Origin of the sequence: Variibacter gotjawalensis (assembly GCF_002355335.1) — a bacterium.
Taxonomy (GTDB): Bacteria; Pseudomonadota; Alphaproteobacteria; order Rhizobiales; family Xanthobacteraceae; genus Variibacter; species Variibacter gotjawalensis.
The window spans coordinates 2,066,046-2,084,493 of sequence record NZ_AP014946.1 but is presented as its reverse complement, the minus strand read 5'-3'; the positions used below and the strand labels follow the sequence as shown (position 1 = coordinate 2,084,493).

19 protein-coding genes are annotated in these 18,448 nt (G+C 60.7%); 14 read left to right on the top strand and 5 right to left on the bottom strand.

Annotated features, from left to right (window positions below):
* The first annotated feature begins 418 nt into the window (after window positions 1-418).
* From GJW30_RS22640 to GJW30_RS10095, 9 genes are all read left to right on the top strand, one after another.
* Window positions 419-613, top strand: a complete 195-nt coding sequence (locus GJW30_RS22640) for a hypothetical protein (RefSeq protein WP_157746727.1) — start codon at window positions 419-421, stop codon at window positions 611-613.
* Window positions 613-1,014, top strand: coding sequence for an ATP-dependent DNA ligase (locus tag GJW30_RS10130; protein ID WP_157746726.1), 402 nt, complete (start codon window positions 613-615; stop codon window positions 1,012-1,014). Before GJW30_RS22640 ends, GJW30_RS10130 begins: the two co-directional genes overlap by 1 nt.
* Window positions 974-1,522: an ATP dependent DNA ligase gene (locus tag GJW30_RS10125; RefSeq protein WP_157746725.1), complete on the top strand. Its 549-nt coding sequence runs from the start codon at window positions 974-976 to the stop codon at window positions 1,520-1,522. The genes GJW30_RS10130 and GJW30_RS10125 overlap by 41 nt, the downstream gene beginning before the upstream one ends.
* 619 nt (window positions 1,523-2,141) lie before the next feature.
* Window positions 2,142-2,420, top strand: coding sequence for a GCG_CRPN prefix-to-repeats domain-containing protein (locus GJW30_RS10120; RefSeq protein WP_172887577.1), 279 nt, complete (start codon window positions 2,142-2,144; stop codon window positions 2,418-2,420).
* A gap of 10 nt (window positions 2,421-2,430) precedes the next feature.
* Window positions 2,431-2,721, top strand: coding sequence for a hypothetical protein (locus tag GJW30_RS10115; protein ID WP_096354918.1), 291 nt, complete (start codon window positions 2,431-2,433; stop codon window positions 2,719-2,721).
* 74 nt (window positions 2,722-2,795) lie between these two features.
* On the top strand, window positions 2,796-4,037 hold the full coding sequence (locus GJW30_RS10110; protein ID WP_096354916.1) for an alpha/beta fold hydrolase: 1,242 nt from the start codon (window positions 2,796-2,798) through the stop codon (window positions 4,035-4,037).
* 11 nt (window positions 4,038-4,048) lie between these two features.
* Window positions 4,049-4,288: a hypothetical protein gene (locus tag GJW30_RS10105; protein ID WP_245408719.1), complete on the top strand. Its 240-nt coding sequence runs from the start codon at window positions 4,049-4,051 to the stop codon at window positions 4,286-4,288.
* An 80-nt stretch (window positions 4,289-4,368) separates the two neighbouring features.
* Window positions 4,369-5,301 carry a LysR substrate-binding domain-containing protein gene (locus tag GJW30_RS10100; RefSeq protein WP_096354912.1) on the top strand — a complete coding sequence of 311 codons (933 nt, stop codon included), beginning with the start codon at window positions 4,369-4,371 and terminating at the stop codon, window positions 5,299-5,301.
* A 59-nt stretch (window positions 5,302-5,360) separates the two neighbouring features.
* Window positions 5,361-6,284: a LysR family transcriptional regulator gene (locus tag GJW30_RS10095; protein ID WP_096354910.1), complete on the top strand. Its 924-nt coding sequence runs from the start codon at window positions 5,361-5,363 to the stop codon at window positions 6,282-6,284.
* A 2-nt stretch (window positions 6,285-6,286) separates the two neighbouring features.
* Here the strand turns inward: GJW30_RS10095 and GJW30_RS10090 are convergent, their stop codons facing one another.
* From GJW30_RS10090 to GJW30_RS10070, 4 genes are all read right to left on the bottom strand, one after another.
* Window positions 6,287-6,736, bottom strand: coding sequence for a hypothetical protein (locus GJW30_RS10090; protein ID WP_096354907.1), 450 nt, complete (start codon window positions 6,734-6,736; stop codon window positions 6,287-6,289).
* Window positions 6,737-6,746: 10 nt separating this feature from the next.
* Entirely contained in the window at window positions 6,747-8,255 is a 1,509-nt protein-coding gene (locus tag GJW30_RS10085) for a DUF4387 family protein (protein ID WP_096354905.1), read from the bottom strand.
* Window positions 8,256-8,277: 22 nt separating this feature from the next.
* Window positions 8,278-8,745, bottom strand: a complete 468-nt coding sequence (locus tag GJW30_RS10080) for an HXXEE domain-containing protein (protein WP_096354903.1) — start codon at window positions 8,743-8,745, stop codon at window positions 8,278-8,280.
* Between the two features lie 744 nt (window positions 8,746-9,489).
* Window positions 9,490-10,653, bottom strand: a complete 1,164-nt coding sequence (locus GJW30_RS10070) for an amidohydrolase/deacetylase family metallohydrolase (protein ID WP_096354899.1) — start codon at window positions 10,651-10,653, stop codon at window positions 9,490-9,492.
* Between the two features lie 214 nt (window positions 10,654-10,867).
* Between GJW30_RS10070 and GJW30_RS10065 the strand changes: the two genes are divergently transcribed.
* Genes GJW30_RS10065 through GJW30_RS10045 form a run of 5 tightly spaced genes read left to right on the top strand, consistent with a single transcriptional unit; the run spans window position 10,868 to window position 16,326 of the window.
* Complete coding sequence (locus GJW30_RS10065) at window positions 10,868-12,469, top strand: ABC transporter substrate-binding protein (protein ID WP_096354897.1); 1,602 nt, start codon at window positions 10,868-10,870, stop codon at window positions 12,467-12,469.
* Between the two features lie 31 nt (window positions 12,470-12,500).
* Window positions 12,501-13,442 carry an ABC transporter permease gene (locus GJW30_RS10060; protein ID WP_096354894.1) on the top strand — a complete coding sequence of 314 codons (942 nt, stop codon included), beginning with the start codon at window positions 12,501-12,503 and terminating at the stop codon, window positions 13,440-13,442.
* A 35-nt stretch (window positions 13,443-13,477) separates the two neighbouring features.
* Window positions 13,478-14,341 carry an ABC transporter permease gene (locus GJW30_RS10055; RefSeq protein ID WP_096358765.1) on the top strand — a complete coding sequence of 288 codons (864 nt, stop codon included), beginning with the start codon at window positions 13,478-13,480 and terminating at the stop codon, window positions 14,339-14,341.
* Window positions 14,342-14,344: 3 nt separating this feature from the next.
* Window positions 14,345-15,334 carry an ABC transporter ATP-binding protein gene (locus GJW30_RS10050; protein WP_096354892.1) on the top strand — a complete coding sequence of 330 codons (990 nt, stop codon included), beginning with the start codon at window positions 14,345-14,347 and terminating at the stop codon, window positions 15,332-15,334.
* A complete protein-coding gene (locus tag GJW30_RS10045; RefSeq protein ID WP_096354890.1) occupies window positions 15,331-16,326 on the top strand; it encodes an ABC transporter ATP-binding protein in 996 nt (331 codons plus the stop codon). Before GJW30_RS10050 ends, GJW30_RS10045 begins: the two co-directional genes overlap by 4 nt.
* A 723-nt stretch (window positions 16,327-17,049) precedes the next feature.
* On the opposite strand, the gene GJW30_RS10040 is transcribed toward GJW30_RS10045, so the two are convergent.
* Window positions 17,050-18,369 carry an MFS transporter gene (locus GJW30_RS10040; RefSeq protein ID WP_096354888.1) on the bottom strand — a complete coding sequence of 440 codons (1,320 nt, stop codon included), beginning with the start codon at window positions 18,367-18,369 and terminating at the stop codon, window positions 17,050-17,052.
* Between the last annotated feature and the right edge of the window lie 79 nt (window positions 18,370-18,448).

The window sequence follows — 18,448 nt, the reverse complement described above, 5'->3', positions numbered from 1 at the left end:
CCTTTCAGCAAAGCCGCGCATCTCCGCCTTCCTCATAGAGATTCATGATCTCGTTCGCCTTCATGACACACGGCATACATTCGACGCTCTGCGAGCATGACTTGTTGCCACAAATCACGGAGAGCACCTTTGCCCGGCTCGGAGTGGCAAGCGCGAGCTGTAGAGCAAGAGTACAGATACGCGCGCTCTCGGGCGTGAGCGTCGACGTCCGGCCGAGGTTGGCGCGACGGATCAGCTGCTCGGAAATTAGTCGAGACTCACGGAGGGGCGGGCGGCGCATGGCGGCCTAGAATGAGAACGAAATGTGAACTGCGCAAGCCGCTGCGGTTAGCGCTGACTGTCTGCTGCCGTAACGATCGGTTGAGCCGGAACCGAAGGCACGACGTGCCGTTACCGATTCCGCTACCGGAGTTGCGTGATGAGCCCGCCCGACCTGACGCCAGAAAGCCTGCGTCGCATGGCAGACGAGATCGATGAGGAGGCCAACCGCAACAGCGGCCCACAATGGGAACGCGTACGAAAGCTCGCAGGGCAGTACCGCCGTCAGGCCGAAGCGATCGAGCGCGGCGAGGTCTGGAAGTTCGAGGGTTCGGGCGGAAGGCGGATCAGCTGATGCCGGCTCGCAAGCGCGAAGCGCCAGCAACCTTTCCCGGCTTCATCGAGCCAGCCCGGCCTAACCTACTCAAGGCAGCGCCGTCGGGCACGAAGTGGATCCACGAGATCAAGTTTGACGGCTACCGCATCCAGGCGCACATCAACGCTGGTCGCGTCTCGCTATGGACCCGCAACGGAAACGATTACACCGACCGCTATCCGGACGTCGCTGCCGCGTTTAAAGGGCTGCCTATCAGTAACGCGATCTTCGACGGCGAGATCATAGTGCCGAACCACGGCGGCGGAGATTTCGCGGCCCTGCACGGCCGCAAGCTGCATAGCGATGTACAATATCAAATCTTCGATCTGCTTTGGCTCAATGGGTCGCGACCTTCGCGGCGAGTGGCTGACGAAGCGTAAGGCCGCATTGTCTGCCGTCATCCCAACCGTGATCACTTCGCCAGTCAAGTTCGTCGAGTGGATCGAGAAGACTGACGGCGCGCAGGTCGTCGCGAGCGCGTGTGACCTCGGTCTCGAAGGCGTGGTGTCCAAGCTCGCTGACGCACCGTATCGATCGGGCGACAAGACGGACTGGGTGAAGGTCAAGTGCTCGAAGCGAGCCGAATACGTGATCGTTGGTTACGTGCCATCAACGCGCGGCCGCGGTGTAGAAGCGCTACGCCTAGCACGCAAGAATGGCCGCAAACTCGATTACGTTGGGAAAGTCGGTACCGGCTTCTCAGCTAAGTCCGGCGCCGAGGTGCGCGCTAAGTTAGAGCCCCTGATGCGAGCAGCAGCTGCGCTGTCGAAGCCGATCGACAAGCCCGGCACCGTGTGGGTTGAACCGACCTACACAGCGCAGATCGAATATCTCCAAGAGGTGGAGGGCGGGCTGAGGCACGCGAGTATTAAAGGCATCGTCAGCTAGCGCAGTCGGTTACGATCGACAACGTGGCAATTTGCAGAAAGCAGTTGGGGCTCTGGTTAGCATTCGCCGCATCATTTCATGAAATTCGCGAGTCTCCGCAAAAGGTTAAGCTAGTGGAATGGCGGATGCTGCAACCGCCGAACGGGTTTCCCCGCGGCCACTAAAGCCGGGTCTTGAGCTTCGCATTCTTGTTGGCGTTTGATCTCAATTAGGGTGCGCAGCAGGGTCACGAGAGCTTCGACGGCAAAATCTGAGGCAAGTACAAACAGTTCGTGCGGTACGATGGCGGAAACGAGAGCAGCCGAACGACCGCGTCATTAGCGAGGGTGCTAATACTCGCGTCTGGAACGGGGCCGACAGGGGACCGGCAGCTTTCCAAGACATTGGGCGCAAAAGCAGACCATGCGAGACGCAGGAGTTGTCGACGCGGCATTCTCAATTCGTCGAACTCTGAGCGATGGTTTGTTCCCGAGATAGCAAAGCCGCCGTTATGCGTTGTGACCTCACCGATCGCTTATATCCGCGCGCGATAGCTACATAGCGAAGTCGTATTTGTTCTTTGGCCTCCGTATCGGCAGTTTGCGCGTCATCGAAACGCCAAACAAAAACGGAGCTAACAATGAACCTCAAGCGTATCGCCATCCTCGGCGCCGCCGTCTTCGCAACGGCCGCGCTGAACTTCGCTCAACCCGCTTTTGCCGCTGACGGATGTGGCCCAGGCGCATGGCGCGGCCCTTGGGGCCACTGCCGCGACACTCCGTTCTCGGGCCGTCTGCCGGATGGCGAGTGGGTACAGCGCGTCGGCAACGGTTGCCCTCCGGGTTACTGGCGCGGTCCGTGGGGCCACTGCCGCAACACACCGTATCACGGCCGTTTGCCGGGCGGCGGCTGGAAGTAAGGAGGGCATCATGACTCGCGCTCTCTCACGCAAACTCATCGCGGCCGGCATCGCGACTTGCGCCATCGCCGCCGCCGTCACGGGCATCCAGCAGGCCGAAGCCGCAACGCGTCTCGATCGGGATGTTGCCGCAGCTGCAGGCCGTGCGGTCGGCGCTGCCGCCGATCGCGCCGTCGAACGTGCCGTCATCAACGGCGCATCGCGCTACAAAGGCGCGGCCTGCGCGTCGGGCGCGCGCCGCCTTCGCCTGCAAGGCCCTACATACGTCGCGTTCATGGCCGAATGCCGGAAAATCCTCTAACGCCGCATCGGCGGTGAGCGTCCTCCAGCACTCATCGCCGATCTCATCTGCAAGCCTCAACATCGAGACCCAAAATGCCGACGCTTCTCACGCGCATCGTCAAATTCGGCTGCGGCGCGCTCGCGCTTGCGTCGGCTTCCTTATTCTCGGCTGCCGTCGTTGCGCAGCCGGCGAGTCATCCTTTCTACGTCGCGACGCGCGGCGAAACGGCGGGCGCACCGGGCACGATCATCCGCATCGCGCGCATGGTCACTTCGCCGCCGGGCGCGATTGCTTATCGCGTTCTCTATCGTTCGCGCGGGATGCGCAACGAACCGATCGCAGCGTCCGGCGTCATCATCGTTCCGATCGCGGCCGCGCCGCCGGATGGACGCAAGGTCGTGGCCTGGGCGCATCCGACGTCCGGCGTCGTGCCGCATTGTGCACCGTCGCTTGCGTTCTTTCTCTACAATCAGATCCACGGGCTCGATGAGATGATTGCGCGCGGCTTCGTTGTCGTCGCGACCGATTATCCGGGGCTCGGAACGCCCGGTCCGCATCCTTATCTTGTCGGCACCAGCGAAGGCCGCTCGGTGCTGGATTCCGTGCGCGCCGCACGGCAAATTCCGGGCGTCGGGGCCGTGCGCGATTTCACCGTATGGGGCCATTCGCAAGGCGGACAAGCCGCGCTGTTCACCGGCATGCTGGCGCGCAGCTACGCGCCGGATCTCACCCTCCGCGGCGTCGCGGCAGCCGCCCCCGCGACCGATCTCCTTGCTTTGCTGCAGGACGACAGCGGAACGGTCGGCGGCAACAATCTCGCCGCGATGGCGCTATGGTCGTGGACGCGCGTTTACGGTGCGCCGCTAGGTGGCGTCGTCGAACCGGACGCGATGCCGACCGTCGATGCGCTCGCGAATGTCTGCATCGAGTCGATCCAGGACATTCTGCTGCGTGGCGTCATCGGCCGTCCGCTGACGCGCTCGTTCCTCGCCGATCCGAAATTCTATCAATCGCAGCCGTGGCGGCAGCTGCTCATCACCAATTCGCCCGGTACTTTGCCCGGCCGTGTGCCGGTGTTCATCGCGCAAGGTCTTTCCGACGAGACCGTGCGCTCTGCCGTTACGTTCAAATATATGCGGCGCCTCTGCCGTGCGGGAAGCCCGGTGGCACTGGCGGTGCTGCCGAATGCAGGGCATGCTTTCATCGCTCGCGACACCGCGGCGCAAGCCGTCGATTGGATGGCGCGGCGCTTTGCCAATCTCCTGCCGCGTAACGATTGCGGGCGCGTACCTGGAATCGTTCAAGCAAAACTCACATCGGGGGCAAACCCATGAAGACGTCCATCATGACTTTACTCATCGTTGCGTCGTTTGGTCTCACCTCGGCCGCCATGGCGCAAGGCACGTCGCAACAGCGCTCGGACTGCATGGGCGACGCCTTCTCGTTCTGCGCCTCTTCCATCCCGAGCGTGAGCAAGATCGAGGCTTGTCTCAAGCGCAATGTCGCGAGTCTGAGCCCAGGATGCCGCGCCGAGTTCGAACCGGCGGGCAAAACAAAGTTGAAGCGCCGCCACTTCCGTATGTAGTCGAGGGCCGAAAGTAAGGCAGCGGCGGGCTTGTACAGCTCTCCGGCGCGCGCTTAGGTGGCGCACGTCGTGGGGACGTGATGCTTCAATATCGGCAACTGCGCTACTTCGTTAAAATTGTCGAAGCCGGCAGCTTCTCGCGCGCGGCGGCGACGATCTATGTCGCGCAGCCGGCACTCAGCCAACAGATCGCCCATCTCGAAGAGCACCTCGGTGTCGACCTTTTGCTGCGCAGCGCGCGCGGCGTACGCCCGACCGCGGCCGGCGCGATCCTTTATCGCGAAGCGTCGGCCATCCTGCAGAAGATGGAGCAGCTGCAGACGATCGTCTCGTCTTCGAACCGCGGCGCGGCCGGCGCCGTGAATATCGGCGTGACGTCGACGCTTTTCGCGTCGCTGACCACGGGTTTCGTCGCGCGCTGCAAGCAGGAGCTTCCGAAGGTGAAGCTTAGCGTATCCGTCACCGACAGCGCCACGATCAAAACCCGTGTTGCTAATCGCGAGCTCGATGCCGGCCTCGTATTCGAGGATGAACTCACGTCGAATTTCGAACGGCGCTTGCTGTTCCGGCAGCGTTTGTTTCTGATCGGTCCCGCTACCGAGAAACCGCTCCGCAAGACCGTGACCGTGTCTGAGCTTGCCGAACTGCCGCTCATTCTCCCGGCGCGCCCCAACATCACGCGGACGGCGCTCGATCATGTGCTGCAGGCAGCAGGCGTCGTACCGAACGTTGCTTTCGAAGCCGACATCCTTTCGAATATGCTCGACGCGGTGCGTTCCGGGCTGGGCAGCACAGTGCTGCCGAAATCGATTCTCACGGATGTCGGAGATCACGGCCTCGGCATGCCGCAACTGATCGAGCCGCAGGCGTTCGTCTCCTGCACGATCATCACATCGAACAACGCGCCCGGGATGGTTGCCACCCAGAGCGTCTGCGATCTGCTGGCCGACTTCGTCGGCGATCACATCCGCGAGCGCGCCTATTCGGGCACGACATGGATCGCACAAAAATGACGCTCTCCGCACCAACGCAACCAATTCTTCTCTGACGCACCGCCAACCAGAACAAGAAAATGCAATTCCGCCACTTGCGCTACTTCGTGAACGTCGTCGAGGCCGGCAGTTTCTCTCGCGCCGCTGCGGCGATTCACGTCGCGCAGCCCGCACTCAGTCAACAGATCGCCGAGCTTGAAGAGCGCTTCGGCGCGCCTCTGCTTAAGCGCAGCGCGCGCGGTGCGGTGCCGACACCGGCGGGGCAGCGGCTTTACGACGAGGCGGTCGTCATTCTGCGACAGCTCGAGGAGTTGCCGTCGCTGGTGCGCTCTAACATCGCGGAACCCGAAGGGCTCGTGACGCTCGGTATCGCGTCGACGCTCGCGCCGAAGCTGCTCGGCCGCATCGTTGCGGCATGCCGCGAAACGCTGCCGAAGGTCAATCTTCGCCTCTCGGACGCCGACAGCGAGAGCCTCTCGCGCGAAGTTCACGACAACGCTCTCCATATGGGAATCGTCCTGGAAACCGGATTCGACGCGCAGGTGGCGCGCAAGCCGCTCTACCGCCAGCAGCTCCACGTGATCGGCAGCACACCGCTCGGCAAGAAAAAGAAACTGCCGCTGGCCGACGTTGCGAAGCTGCCGCTGGTTCTCCCTCCAGCCGGCGTGGCGCGCCGCGATCTGGTCGACCAGGCGATGAAAGCAGCTGGCCTGCGGGCGGACATCATCTTGGAAGCGAATTCAGTTCTGACTGAGCTCGCCACGGTCCGCGCCGGCGCGGGCTACACGATCCTGCCCACCGGTGATTTATCGAACTACCCGGCCGGCGCGTTCTCAACGCCGATGCCGCTCGATCCGCCACTGGAGATGACGTGCTCCCTCGTGGTCTCAAGCGATTTTCCGTTGACGGTCGCGGGCGAAGCCGTTCGCGACATCGTTGCGAGCGCGGTCGAGGCGTTTGTGCGCGAGACAAAACCGCCCGGGGCAGTATGGATCTCGGTGTAAGCTCAGCGCACGAGTTGGACGGCGGCGAACAGCAGCGCCGCCGCTCCAACGATGAGGTCGGTCGCCATCGCGACATTCTCGCGCGTGCCGCGATGCCGCACCATCGCGTGCTGGATGCCGCAGAGGACAAGGAATAGGCCGGCCGCGCAAGCGGCTGGAAGCAGCCACGCTGGCGCGATCAACGAAGCCGTCGCGATCGCCCCGAGCGCAAAGTTCGCGAAACCGAGTTCGCGCACGACGACGCTTGCGTTCGGCGCTTCGATCCCGAGAATGCCGAGCGTGGTCTGCGGCTTGATCATTTGCGTCGCGCTTGCGAGCAGCAACCGAATGCCGACCCCCCAGAACGTGAACCATTTGCCGACCAAGACGATGAGATCGGCGCTCCCGAACTGGATCGCGATGCTCGCGAGGGGCAAGATCACCGTGAGCAGAAGTACGATCGCGACATACATTCCGGCACTCCTAGAACGACGAGGCGCGGGCGAGCGCCGAAGCGTAGATCGGAACATTCAGGTTTTTGATCGCTGCCACAAGATACGCCGCGAAAGCGTCACTAAAATCCTGCGAGATGACAGGTCGCTCGATCGTGATCTTGATCGCGTTGCAGCTGTCGACGAAGTACGCACCCACAACCTGCTCGGGGTCGAGGTCAAGAAGCGCCGCGATACTTTCGGCGGAGAAGAGGTTGGAATACAGCGCAGCCTCGTAGCTCTCCCCGGACGAAAACATGATGTCGAGAGTGACGCGGTTGACGCCCGCGTCTCTGCTGCGGACGTCGGCCACCAAATCGGACAGCCGTTGCTTTCCGACGCACGGGCGGTTCGGCGCAACATCCGAGATCTGCGTGAGCGTGCGCTCGTCGACGCTGCCGTCATAGTTCTTGTCGCCGACATCGAAGTATCGCGGCTGCCGGATGTCGACGACTGTCCAGTTATCGCCCGCGGCGTCGTAGACCGTGATCGGAAACAATCGCCTCTTGATGATGTCTTCGTTCTGCAGAAGGTGATGCAGCGTCCACGCACATCTTTTGGACGGACCGTCGCCGACACGGCGCGCGCCGTCGAGCTTGATGCTCCACGGCCACGGCTTTCCGGCGTGCACCAGATGGCTGTTGCGGATGCCGGCCTGGCGCGGCCCACTGGAGAAATAGTCGGTCTTCTCTAAAGCCAGGATGCCTTCGGGATAAAACTGCAGCAGCGGATGGCTCTCTTCGTAGAGCGAATGCGCCGCGATGGACAACGGCGTACACCGCCGATCGGCGTTCGGCGCAATGAAGATCGCCGAACCGTCATCGTAAACTTCCGCGACGAGACAGTCGGACGGCGAGCCCGGCTCGCATGCAAGCGCACCGCACGCCAGAACATAGCCGACATGATAGGCGAGCCCTGGCGCGATGCCTCGCCTGATCATATCGGCGGCAAAGAGCGCGACGTCGCAGGCGCGGCCAGCGATCACGTATTGCGCACCGCTGTCGAGAGCGCTGATCAGCGGATGCACACCCATCTGGCCGACGATGATGCTGTCGGCGATTGCGTTTTCTTCCAGAACAAGACCGCGGCCGATCGGCAGCAACGCATCGCGATGAAACTCGTCGAGCACGATCCCACTATCGATATCTGATGCAATCACAGCGGTCTTCGCTTGCACGCCGAGTTCGGCGAAGACATCCTTCGCGACATCAACCATCCAGGCGAGGTTGCGCGCGCCGCCCGCCATTCCGCTGTTGCCGATAATGACCGGGCAGGCAAGACGTTCGCTGGCCTCGACCATGCGATAGTAATCGGCGCGCACGGCATCACGTTCGAAATACTGCGTGCCAGCGCCGAGATAGGACGGGCCGGCATCCATCGACCCGCCGTCCGCGACGATCGCGTCGACGCGGCCATTGAGAGCCTCGTCAAACGACTCCTTCGGGAAGCCGTAACCGAGAGCGCCGCAAGCGGAGACGGCGCGGTAGATCAGTTGGGGCATTGCGGGCATTCCTGCTCGGGGCTCAGGCTTGGCGGAAAAACGGCTTCGTCTTGATGTTCAGCATCACGATCGGGAACGCGAGCGTGAGACCGCCGAGTGCCAGCCCAAGAACCGCCACGGCCGGCGAAACGAGATTATTCGAAAGCGCGGTCCAGAATGTCGCAGTGCCGAGCGGCAGGAACATTACTACCGCCGTGAAGACGCCCGGCGAGAAGCGGCCCGTGCGAGCAAACGGCACGATGTGCATCAAGATCCCGTTGATCAGCATCAGGCCGGCGAAGCCGAGCGCGGCGAGCGGCAGCTCAGCAGCCAACATGGCCTGCGCGATCCCGAGCGCGACCACGATTCCGTTGGTCACGTAAAAATCGTTCCATTCGACCGGGAGCTTGAGTTCGTTGCGCGCCCAGTCGCGCCAGTCGAGCATGTATTCTTCGAGGATGTGGAAGGCGTAAGCCATCATGCCTAGCCACGCGAGTGCCGTAAGGGTCATTGGTCTTGTCTCCGGAATTCGTGTTTCCATAGGTGTGACAGACGCACTCTCGGCGGGCCAATACGGTCTTGGTATGTCGCTATATGAGACGGCTATGGTCTACCTACTCAACCCGCTAGCCTCAGAGACCGCGCGTTGGAAATCAGCGGACCTCGCCAACTTCCTTGTCGTCGAGTACTTTTTTAGACGAGCAACGGCGCGGATCGCAGGGACTACCCAGGTTTCCGCATTGGGGGCCGGAAGCGGATCGGCAGCTTCCTAACTGATCTCGCCGCAAATTGAGCACGGCGGTCACTGCATTTACAAAGCTAGAAGCTCTCGCCTCGAAGACTGCTGGCACCGCCACTGCACTCTCTACGATCGGTGGACTAATCGCAAAAGCTGCTGGTTTGCTATGAACCTTGCGGCTAGGTGATCATGCTAAGCTGCCTCGCGTGCTCTATTTTGATGTCCGACCACTTCGTTCCCGACGTCCAGGGAATGCTCCACGGCATGGACAGGATTGGCGCGATGACGCGGTCTTGGCGGCCGCAGACTGGCTTGAACCTAATCCCCTCGGCCGATCGGCATGCGCGCACTGTTGCCGTGGATGCAAGGTTCCAGGCCGAGTGGGCGCAAGGGCGCGGCGTCCCGCTGTTCGACCCCGATGCACGTTTGCTGGTATCTGCAATACGCGCGGCGCCATGCCAATCTGGACTGCGTCCATTTACGTGAAGAGATATAGGCATAATCCAGAGTCAATTTTCAGGCACTCAAGGTTGCAAACTTTTTTGAGCGCTTTGGGTGCCACCATTTTCCTTTGAGCACCACACCCTCTGATACAATCTTCTTGTCTCCGGCTAGGTGCTCGCCCGTAACATCGACGTAGTCGAATTTGCCCTCTCGCACCGAAAGGATCGTGGCGTCTCCGAGAGAGCCGATCTTGAGCGAACCGTATTCGGGTCGCTTCAAAGCTGTTGCGGCATTTACGGTCGAGGCAGCGATCACGTTCTTCAGGTTCATGCCGAGGCAAAGGAACTTCGACATCGTCGTGACTTGATCGAAGGCCGGGCCGTCGATGCAGAGCTTATGAACATCGGATGAGATCGTGTCCGGTTCGAATCCATTGGCGAGCATCGCGCGCGCGGTCTTGAAGGCAAACGACCCTTTGCCGTGACCGATATCGAATATCACGCCGCGTTTCCGTGCTGCTTGCACCTCCGGTTTGACTTTGCCTTGTGCCGTGATCGGCGCATTCGGGAAGGGACGGAAGGCGTGAGTCAGCACGTCGCCCGGCCGCAGCATATCGAGGACTTCCTCGTACGATGGCGGAGGATGGTCGATGTGGCACATCAGCGGCATACCGACCTCGTCGGCCACTTGCAGCGCGATGTTCAACGGCACAGTGCCTGAGGCACCGGACGCGTGCAGGCCGACCCGCACCTTAATGCCGACGATGTAGTCGCGGTTTTCATCCGCCACCTTCACGGCGTCGATCGGGTTCATCAGGCGCAAATCGCCGCTCTCGCCGACCATGACGCGGTGGTCGAAACCGAAGATGCCGGCATGAGAGACGTGGAGGTAGGCGAGAATACGCGCCTGGCTTGGCTCGATGACATGCTTGCGGAAGCCGGCCCAATTGCCGGGGCCGGCGCTGCCGGTGTCGACAGAAGTCGTGACGCCAGACAGCCGGCAGAATTCGTCCGCGTCGATGCCAAGAGAGGTGCCGCCCCAATAGACGTGCGTGTGCAGATCGATGAGGCCGGGCGAGACTATGGTTCCGCTAACGTCTCGTATTTCCTTGGCGCCGGTCAAGCTCTTGCCGAAGCCCGAAACCTTGCCGTCCGTGAAGGCGACATCGAGCACGCCGTCATGCCCTTGCGAAGGATCGATGACGTGGCCGCCTTTGAGAATGAGATCGTGGGTCATGCCGTCGCGCTCCGGTGGCGGTAGCGGCAATTATGCAAGCCGTGAGCCCGCGGACAACCTCGCCTCCGGAATGATGCAACCGCTGGCATAGGGCTTGCTGACACGAGCAGTCGGGCCTAGCGTTCGGGTTTGGCTCCTCGTCCACGCCGCGGAGCGCCCAATAAAGAGGCGTTGCTTACCCATCGATTGAACAATCAAAAAACGGAGACGTCTGATGGATCGCAGGATGCTCTTGAAAGGGGCTGCCGGGCTCGGCGCCATGGCGGCGAGCGGCGGCCTCTCGAGGCCCGCCATATCGCAAGGCGCGGCTGCCAAGACGCTGCGCTTCGTCCCGCAGGCTAACCTCGCGAACTTCGATCCGATCTGGGGAACGCAATACGTCGTCCGCAACGCAGCCGCGATGGTGTGGGACACGCTGTACGGCTTCGATTCCAATCTCGAACCGAAACCGCAGATGGCGGAGTCGGCCGAGGTCTCCAGCGACGGGCTGACCTGGACTTTCAAGCTGCGGCCAAACCTGAAATTCCACGACGGCACGCCTGTGTTGGCGAAAGACGTCGTCGCCAGCCTTGCGCGATGGGCAGTCCGCGATCCGATGGGCCAAATGATCATCGCGATCCAAAACGAACTCACCGCGGTGGACGATCGCACGGTCAAATGGTTGCTGAAAAAGCCGTATCCCAAAATGCTGCTCGCGCTTGGCAAGAACAACACGCCGATCGCCTTTATCATGCCGGAGCGGATTGCCAAGACGGACCCATTCAAGCAGATCGACGAATATATCGGCAGCGGGCCGATGAAATTCGCCAAGGGTGAATGGGTGCCAGGCGCTAAGGCGGTGTTCGAGAAGTTCACCGATTACGTGCCGCGGCAAGAGCCCGCATCCTGGTTGGCGGGCGGCAAGAACATGTTGATCGACCGCATCGAATGGATCGTGATGCCGGATCCGGCGACGGCTTCATCTGCGCTACAGAATGGCGAAGTCGATTGGTGGGAAAATCCGATCTCCGATCTTGTGCCGGTGCTCAAGAAGAACCGGAACATCTCGGTCGATATTGCGGACAGCCTCGGCAATATCGGTTCGTTCCGGATGAATCATCTGCATCCGCCGTTCAATGACGTAAAGGTGCGTCGCGCCGTGCTGATGGCGCTCGACCAAGAAGAATACATGCGGGCGCTGGTCGGTGACGACAACGCATTGTGGAAGCCGCTACCTGGCTTCTTCACCCCGGACACACCGCTGTACACCGAATCCGGCGGCGAGATTTTGAAGATGAAGAATCTGGCGGCAGCAAAGAAGCTCTTGTCGGAGAGTTCGTACTCAGGTCAGCCAGTCACTTGCATCGTTGCGCAGGATCAGCCGATCACGAAGGCACAGGGTGACGTCACCGCAGAATTGCTTAAACGGCTCGGCATGAATGTCGATTTCGTCGCGACAGACTGGGGCACGACCGGTCAGCGGCGTGCACAAAAGTCGCCGCCGGGCCAAGGCGGTTGGAGCATGTTCCATACCTGGCACGCGGGCGCCGACTGCATCAGCCCCGCACCCTACAACGCGGTACGCGCGAACGGCGACAAAGCATGGTTCGGCTGGCCCAATAGCGAAGAAGTCGAGAAGGAGGTGTCGAACTGGTTCGACGCCAAGACGCTCGACGAAGAAAAGGTCGTTATGGCGCGGCTCAACAAGGCAGCGCTCGATCACGTCGTATATGCGCCGACCGGATTTTTCTTAGGCTACCAAGCATGGCGCAAGAACGTGTCGGGCATCACAAAGGGGCCGTTGCCATGGTTTTGGGGGGTCTCGAAATCGGCGTGAGCGATCCATTGCGGCACATCAACAGTTCGCCATGCTGAGTTACATTCTCCGCCGAATAGCCGCGACGATCCCCGTGATGGGGTTCGTCGCGCTGTTCGTCTTCAGTTTGCTTTATGTTGCGCCGGGCGATCCGGCTGCGGTGATCGCGGGCGATCAAGCGACGCCCCAGGATATCGAACGCATCCGGCAAAGCCTCGGGCTCGATCGGCCCTTCCTCATCCGCTTCGGCGAATGGGTGTGGCAGCTCATGCAGGGCAATCTCGGCAAATCCATCTTCACGGGATTGCCGGTTTCGCAGTTGATCGGGCAGCGCCTTGAGCCGACCATTTCGCTTATGATCGTGACGCTCATCATGTCGATCATGATTGCGGTGCCGATGGGGGTCATTGCAGCTTGGAAAGCCGGCACGTTCCTCGATCGCCTCATCATGGCTTTCGCGGTGTTCGGGTTTTCTGTGCCGGTGTTTGTCGTTGGCTATCTGCTGGCTTACGTATTCGCACTGGAATTCGGCTGGTTCCCAGTGCAGGGCTATACCCCGATCGCACGTGGCTTCTGGGCGTGGCTCGACAATCTCATTCTGCCATCCATCGCGCTCGGCTGCGTCTATATCGCGCTGATCGCTCGCATCACGCGCGCGACGATGCTGGAAGTCTTGCAACAAGACTATGTGCGCACGGCGCGTGCCAAAGGACTGGGACAACGGTCCATCCTCTTCCTGCATGCCTTGAAGAACGCAGCAGTGCCAATCGTGACCGTGATCGGCATCGGCATTGCGCTCCTGATCGGTGGCGCTGTCGTAACCGAGAGCGTGTTTGCGATCCCGGGTCTTGGACGTCTCACCGTCGATGCGATCCTGCGGCGCGATTATCCCGTCATCCAGGGCGTGGTGCTGTTCTTCAGCTTCATTTACGTCATCGTCAATCTGCTGATCGATATCGCCTACACGTTTCTCGATCCGAGGATCCGCTATTGAGCGATGTCGCCGAACGTTATCCGGTCGCTGCGCCGATGCCGGATGTGCTTCCGGCTATCAAGTCGCGGCGCGGGGCTTGGGGCTTTGTCCGGCATCATCCGACGATTGCGATCGGCGGATTTCTGATTTTCGTGCTCATTCTGCTGGCTGTCTTCGCTCCGTATCTGTGGACGGTCGATCCGACCGCGTTGGCGACGACGCGACGAACGCGCGTGCCGTCGGCGCAGAATTGGTTCGGCACCGACATGCTCGGCCGCGACATCTATTCGCGCGTCGTTTACGGGGCGCGCGTTTCGCTGGTCGTCGGATTTGCAGTTGCTTTCTTCGCATCGATCATCGGGCTAGCGATCGGTCTGGTATCCGGATTCGTGCGGATTGCCGACGGTCTGATCATGCGGATCATGGACGGTGTGATGTCGATCCCGCCGATCCTGCTCGCGATCGCGCTGATGGCTTTGACGCGCGGTAGCGTCGGCAACGTCATCTTGGCGATCACGGTCGCCGAGGTGCCGCGCGTCGCGAGGCTGGTGCGCGGTGTCGTGCTGTCGCTGCGCGAGCAACCCTACGTGGACGGCGCGATCACGGCTGGAACGCGCACGCCGATGGTGATCCTGCGCCATATTCTGCCGAACACATTGGCGCCGTTGAGCGTGCAGGCGACCTATATCTGCGCAAGCGCAATGATCACCGAAGCGATCTTGTCGTTCATCGGCGCCGGCACGCCGCCGACCATCCCGTCCTGGGGGAACATCATGGCGGAAGGCAGGGCGCTCTGGCAGGTGAAGCCGTTCATCGTCTTCTTCCCGGCCGCGTTTCTCTCCGTGACGGTACTTGCCGTCAATCTGCTCGGTGACGGTCTGCGCGATGCTCTCGATCCGCGCATGGCGAAACGGGTCTGACGCATGGCGCTCCTCGACGTCAAAAACCTGCAGGCTCATTTCCGTACGCCGGACGGCGTCAACCGCGCGGTCGACGGAGTTTCCTTTTCAATCGAGGAAGGCGAGACGCTGGCGATCGTCGGCGAGTCCGGCTGCGGCAAATCGGTGACGTCGATGTCGCTCTTGCGCCTCGTTCCGGAGCCGCCCGGCAAAGTGGTTGGACAGGTGTTGTTTCAAGGTCGCGATCTTCTGAAGCTTTCGGACCGCGAGATGCGCCGTATCCGCGGCAACGATATCTCGATGATCTTCCAAGAGCCGATGACGAGTCTCAATCCGGTTCTCACCGTCGGCCGCCAGATCGGCGAGACGCTGCGGTTGCATCAAGGGCTGGATCGGAACGCGACGCGCGCGCGCGCAATCGAGATGCTCAATCTCGTCGGAATTCCGGAGGCTAAACGCCGCGTCGGCGAGTATCCGCATCAGCTATCAGGCGGTATGCGTCAGCGCGTGATGACGGCCATTGCGCTGGCGTGTTCGCCAAAGCTTTTGATCGCCGACGAACCGACGACAGCGCTTGACGTTACGATCCAGGCTCAGATTCTCGATCTCATGCGCGATCTCAAGCGTCGTGTCGGGGCCGCCATTCTGCTCATCACGCATGATCTCGGTGTCGTCGCGGAAGTCGCCGACCGCGTCATGGTGATGTATGCGGGCCGGAAGGTGGAGGAGGCGCCCGTCGGTGCGCTGTTCCGCTCGCCGCGGCATCCCTACACGCGCGGTCTTCTCGCGGCGGTGCCTAAACTCGGCTCATCGCTCACTGAGGATACGGCCCGGTTGGCGGAAATACCTGGTCTCGTTCCGAGCCTTAAACAGCGGATCGAAGGCTGCGTGTTCGCCAGCCGCTGCCCAAACGTTGCCGATGTCTGCCGGCGCGTCGCGCCGGCGCTCGAACAAAAGGCAGCGCACCACATCGCGGCTTGCCATTTCGCGCCGAAGGACGCGGTGGCGGCATGAGCCTGCTCGAAGTCAACGACCTAAAGAAGCACTTTGCGCTAAAGGCAAGCTTATTCGGAAAATCGCGCGGCGTCGTGCATGCGGTCGATGGCATCTCGTTCCGGATTGCGCGCGGCGAGACGTTGTCGCTCGTCGGCGAGTCCGGCTGCGGCAAGTCGACAGTCGGCCGCGCAATCCTGCGCCTGTTTGATGTGACGAGCGGGCAGATCATCGTCGACGGTCAGCGTGTCGACGATGTGAAGGCAGCGTCGCTACGAGACTTTCGCCGCAAAGTGCAGGTTGTATTTCAAGATCCGTTTTCTAGCCTCAATCCGCGCATGAGGGTGCGCGATATTCTTGCCGAACCGATCCGCAATTTCGGTCTTGCGAAGGGGGCTGGCGGTGTCGAGGCTCGCATCGGCGAATTGCTCGATACGGTGCGTTTGTCGCGCGATGCCGCAAACCGCTTTCCGCATGAGTTTTCCGGTGGACAGCGTCAACGTATCGGGATCGCGCGAGCCCTGGCGGCGGAACCCGAGCTTATCGTTTGCGATGAAGCTGTGTCCGCGCTCGATGTTTCGGTCAAAGCGCAGATCGTCAATTTGCTGCAGGATCTGCAGCAGAAGCTCGGGCTCGCGCTGTTGTTCATCAGCCACGATCTCGCGATCGTCGAGTATATGACGCACCGTGTCGCCGTGATGTATCTCGGCAAGATCGTCGAAGTCGGAACGCGGAAAAGCATCTTTGGAGCACCGCGTCATCCCTATACGCGCGCACTGCTGTCGGCGATCCCGGTGCCGATGCCCGGCGTCAAGCGGGAGCGGATCATCCTCAAGGGCGATGTTCCGAGCCCCATCAATCCGCCGTCGGGCTGCCGTTTCCACACGCGTTGCCCTTTCGTTATCGATCGCTGCCGCAGCGACGAGCCGGAGCTCCGCATCAGCGCTGAAGATCATTTCGCGGCCTGCCACCGGCAGGACGAGTGGGCCGATTTTCAACCGATCAACAGTTAGTCATCAGATTCAGCCACCGCTCACCTCAAGAACCGGATCCCGTCCGAATAAGCCATGACTCGGAATTGTAACTAACCTGCTATCCCGAATTGCGCCGACTACGATGCCATTTACATTTAAGAACGGCGGCTTCGGTGATGCTGAACTGGCGAGTGGAATGGCGGAAATGGGGCGCAAAGCAGACGCTTCGAATCTGCCGTGAGCGCAACCGCCCAGAGTTCTGCGACTTGAGAACCGGTCTCTACGAGGTCGAAACCGGTCTCCGGCCGATCAATGAAATTGAGTCCGGAAAAATTTCGGTACTGTCCTGAGACACCGCGGCGAGTTCTCGCTATTTCCCGGCTTACACGCACCTCAGAGACTCATCCCGCCGCGCGAAACGTACGCGTTGGCGCGGCTTTTTGCGTAAATTTCGGAAAGTCTCAGGTTTGCAAAAGTGCGTGGTGGAGCACGCATCAGATTCGAACGCGTCTCTGGCTAACAATTCCCTGCTTTCAGGGAAAAAAACAGGGAAAAGTCGGAAATTTCGGCGTTTGTCAACCTGAACGGCCCCTGCTAGCGCTGCGGGCAAGCTATTTCTGGCTAACCACGCAATATTTGGAACAGGGAAATTTTTTCGAGGATCAGGGACCTCGCGGCCCCTGATCAAGGACCATCGCTAGTCTATTCCGTTTCGGGGGCCGCTGATTCAAAAACTCTTAACGTCGCCAGTGCGACCAATGATCAGCTCGACTTCAAGTCGCCGAGATGAGCGTCGCTGTCAGTCGGCGCTACCAGTAATGTCAGCGCTGCGCACGCTGCCGCCGCAACGAGGTAAAAGCTCGGCGACACCGGATTTCCCGTAGCGCTGATGAGATATGTTGCGATGAATGGCGCTGTCCCGCCAAAGATCATTACTGACGCGTTGTAACCGATTGAGATCGAACTCGAGCGTACCGCAGTCGGGAACATTTCGGCCATGTAGGAGAACAATGGTGCGGCGCCTCCGGCTATCAATATAGCGAGTATCGCGCTTCCGGTCGCACTCGCCGACAAGGTGCCAGCGCTCGCTATCATTTGGAACACCGGATAGGTCGCGACGGCAAGAGCGACGCTGGCAAACAGAATGACTGGTTTGCGGCCGACACGATCTGACAATGCACCCCATAGCGGAAGCGCAGTGATGTGAGCAATCAGAGTGATTGCTGTGATCGAGAATACAGTCGCGGTGTCAAATTTCGACACGGTGCGCAGATATGACGGCAGATAACTGAGCACCGTGTAAAATCCGACGCCGTAAGTTAGCGTCGCGCCAAATGCTACAGCGATCCAACGGAATTGCTGCGTGATGCTCGCTTTCAGCGGGTTCTCTTCGTGCTTCTTTTCTTTAAGTAGCGCTTGAAAAACCGGCGTATCTTCCACTCGCGTGCGGACATAGAAGCCAACGATGCCAAGTGGCAACGCAATTAGGAAGGGGATGCGCCAGCCCCACGCAGTCATTTCGGCGCTAGAGTATATTGCGTTCAGCGTCGCCATGAGTCCTGCGCCGAAAAGCAGTCCGCATGCTGATGCCGCCGGCAACAGGCTAGAGTAGAAACCACGGCGGTTGTTCGGTGCGTACTCATTGATGAAAGAGGAAGCGCTAGCGATCTCGCCGCCGGCTGATAGTCCTTGAAAGATGCGGGCAGTCAAAAGAAGAAGCGGTGCGAACACGCCGACCTGGTTGTAGGTGGGAAGGACACCAATCGCGAATGTAGACGCTGACATCAAAATGATGACGGCCGCAAGTGCGCGTTGCCGCCCAACTTTGTCGCCGAGATGGCCGAAGATCAGTCCGCCGATCGGCCTTGCAAAGAATGCAATCGCGAATGTCGCGAAGACAGAGAGCAGCGCGGCAGTTGGATTCGATTGATTGAAGAATACGGCGGCGAGGATCGTCGCGACATAGGCGTATACGCCGTAGTCGTACCACTCGACGAAGTGGCCTACTATCCCGGCGCCCATGGCGCGGCGGATCGTCGTTCGCCTATCAGCGGCGCTCAGCATTCCCACGTCGGCGTGCATCGGTATCTCCCTCGTTAATGACCACTTCCAAGCAGGCAGAGGCTGCATTCCCCGGCCAGTTCGAAACTCGACTGCTCTA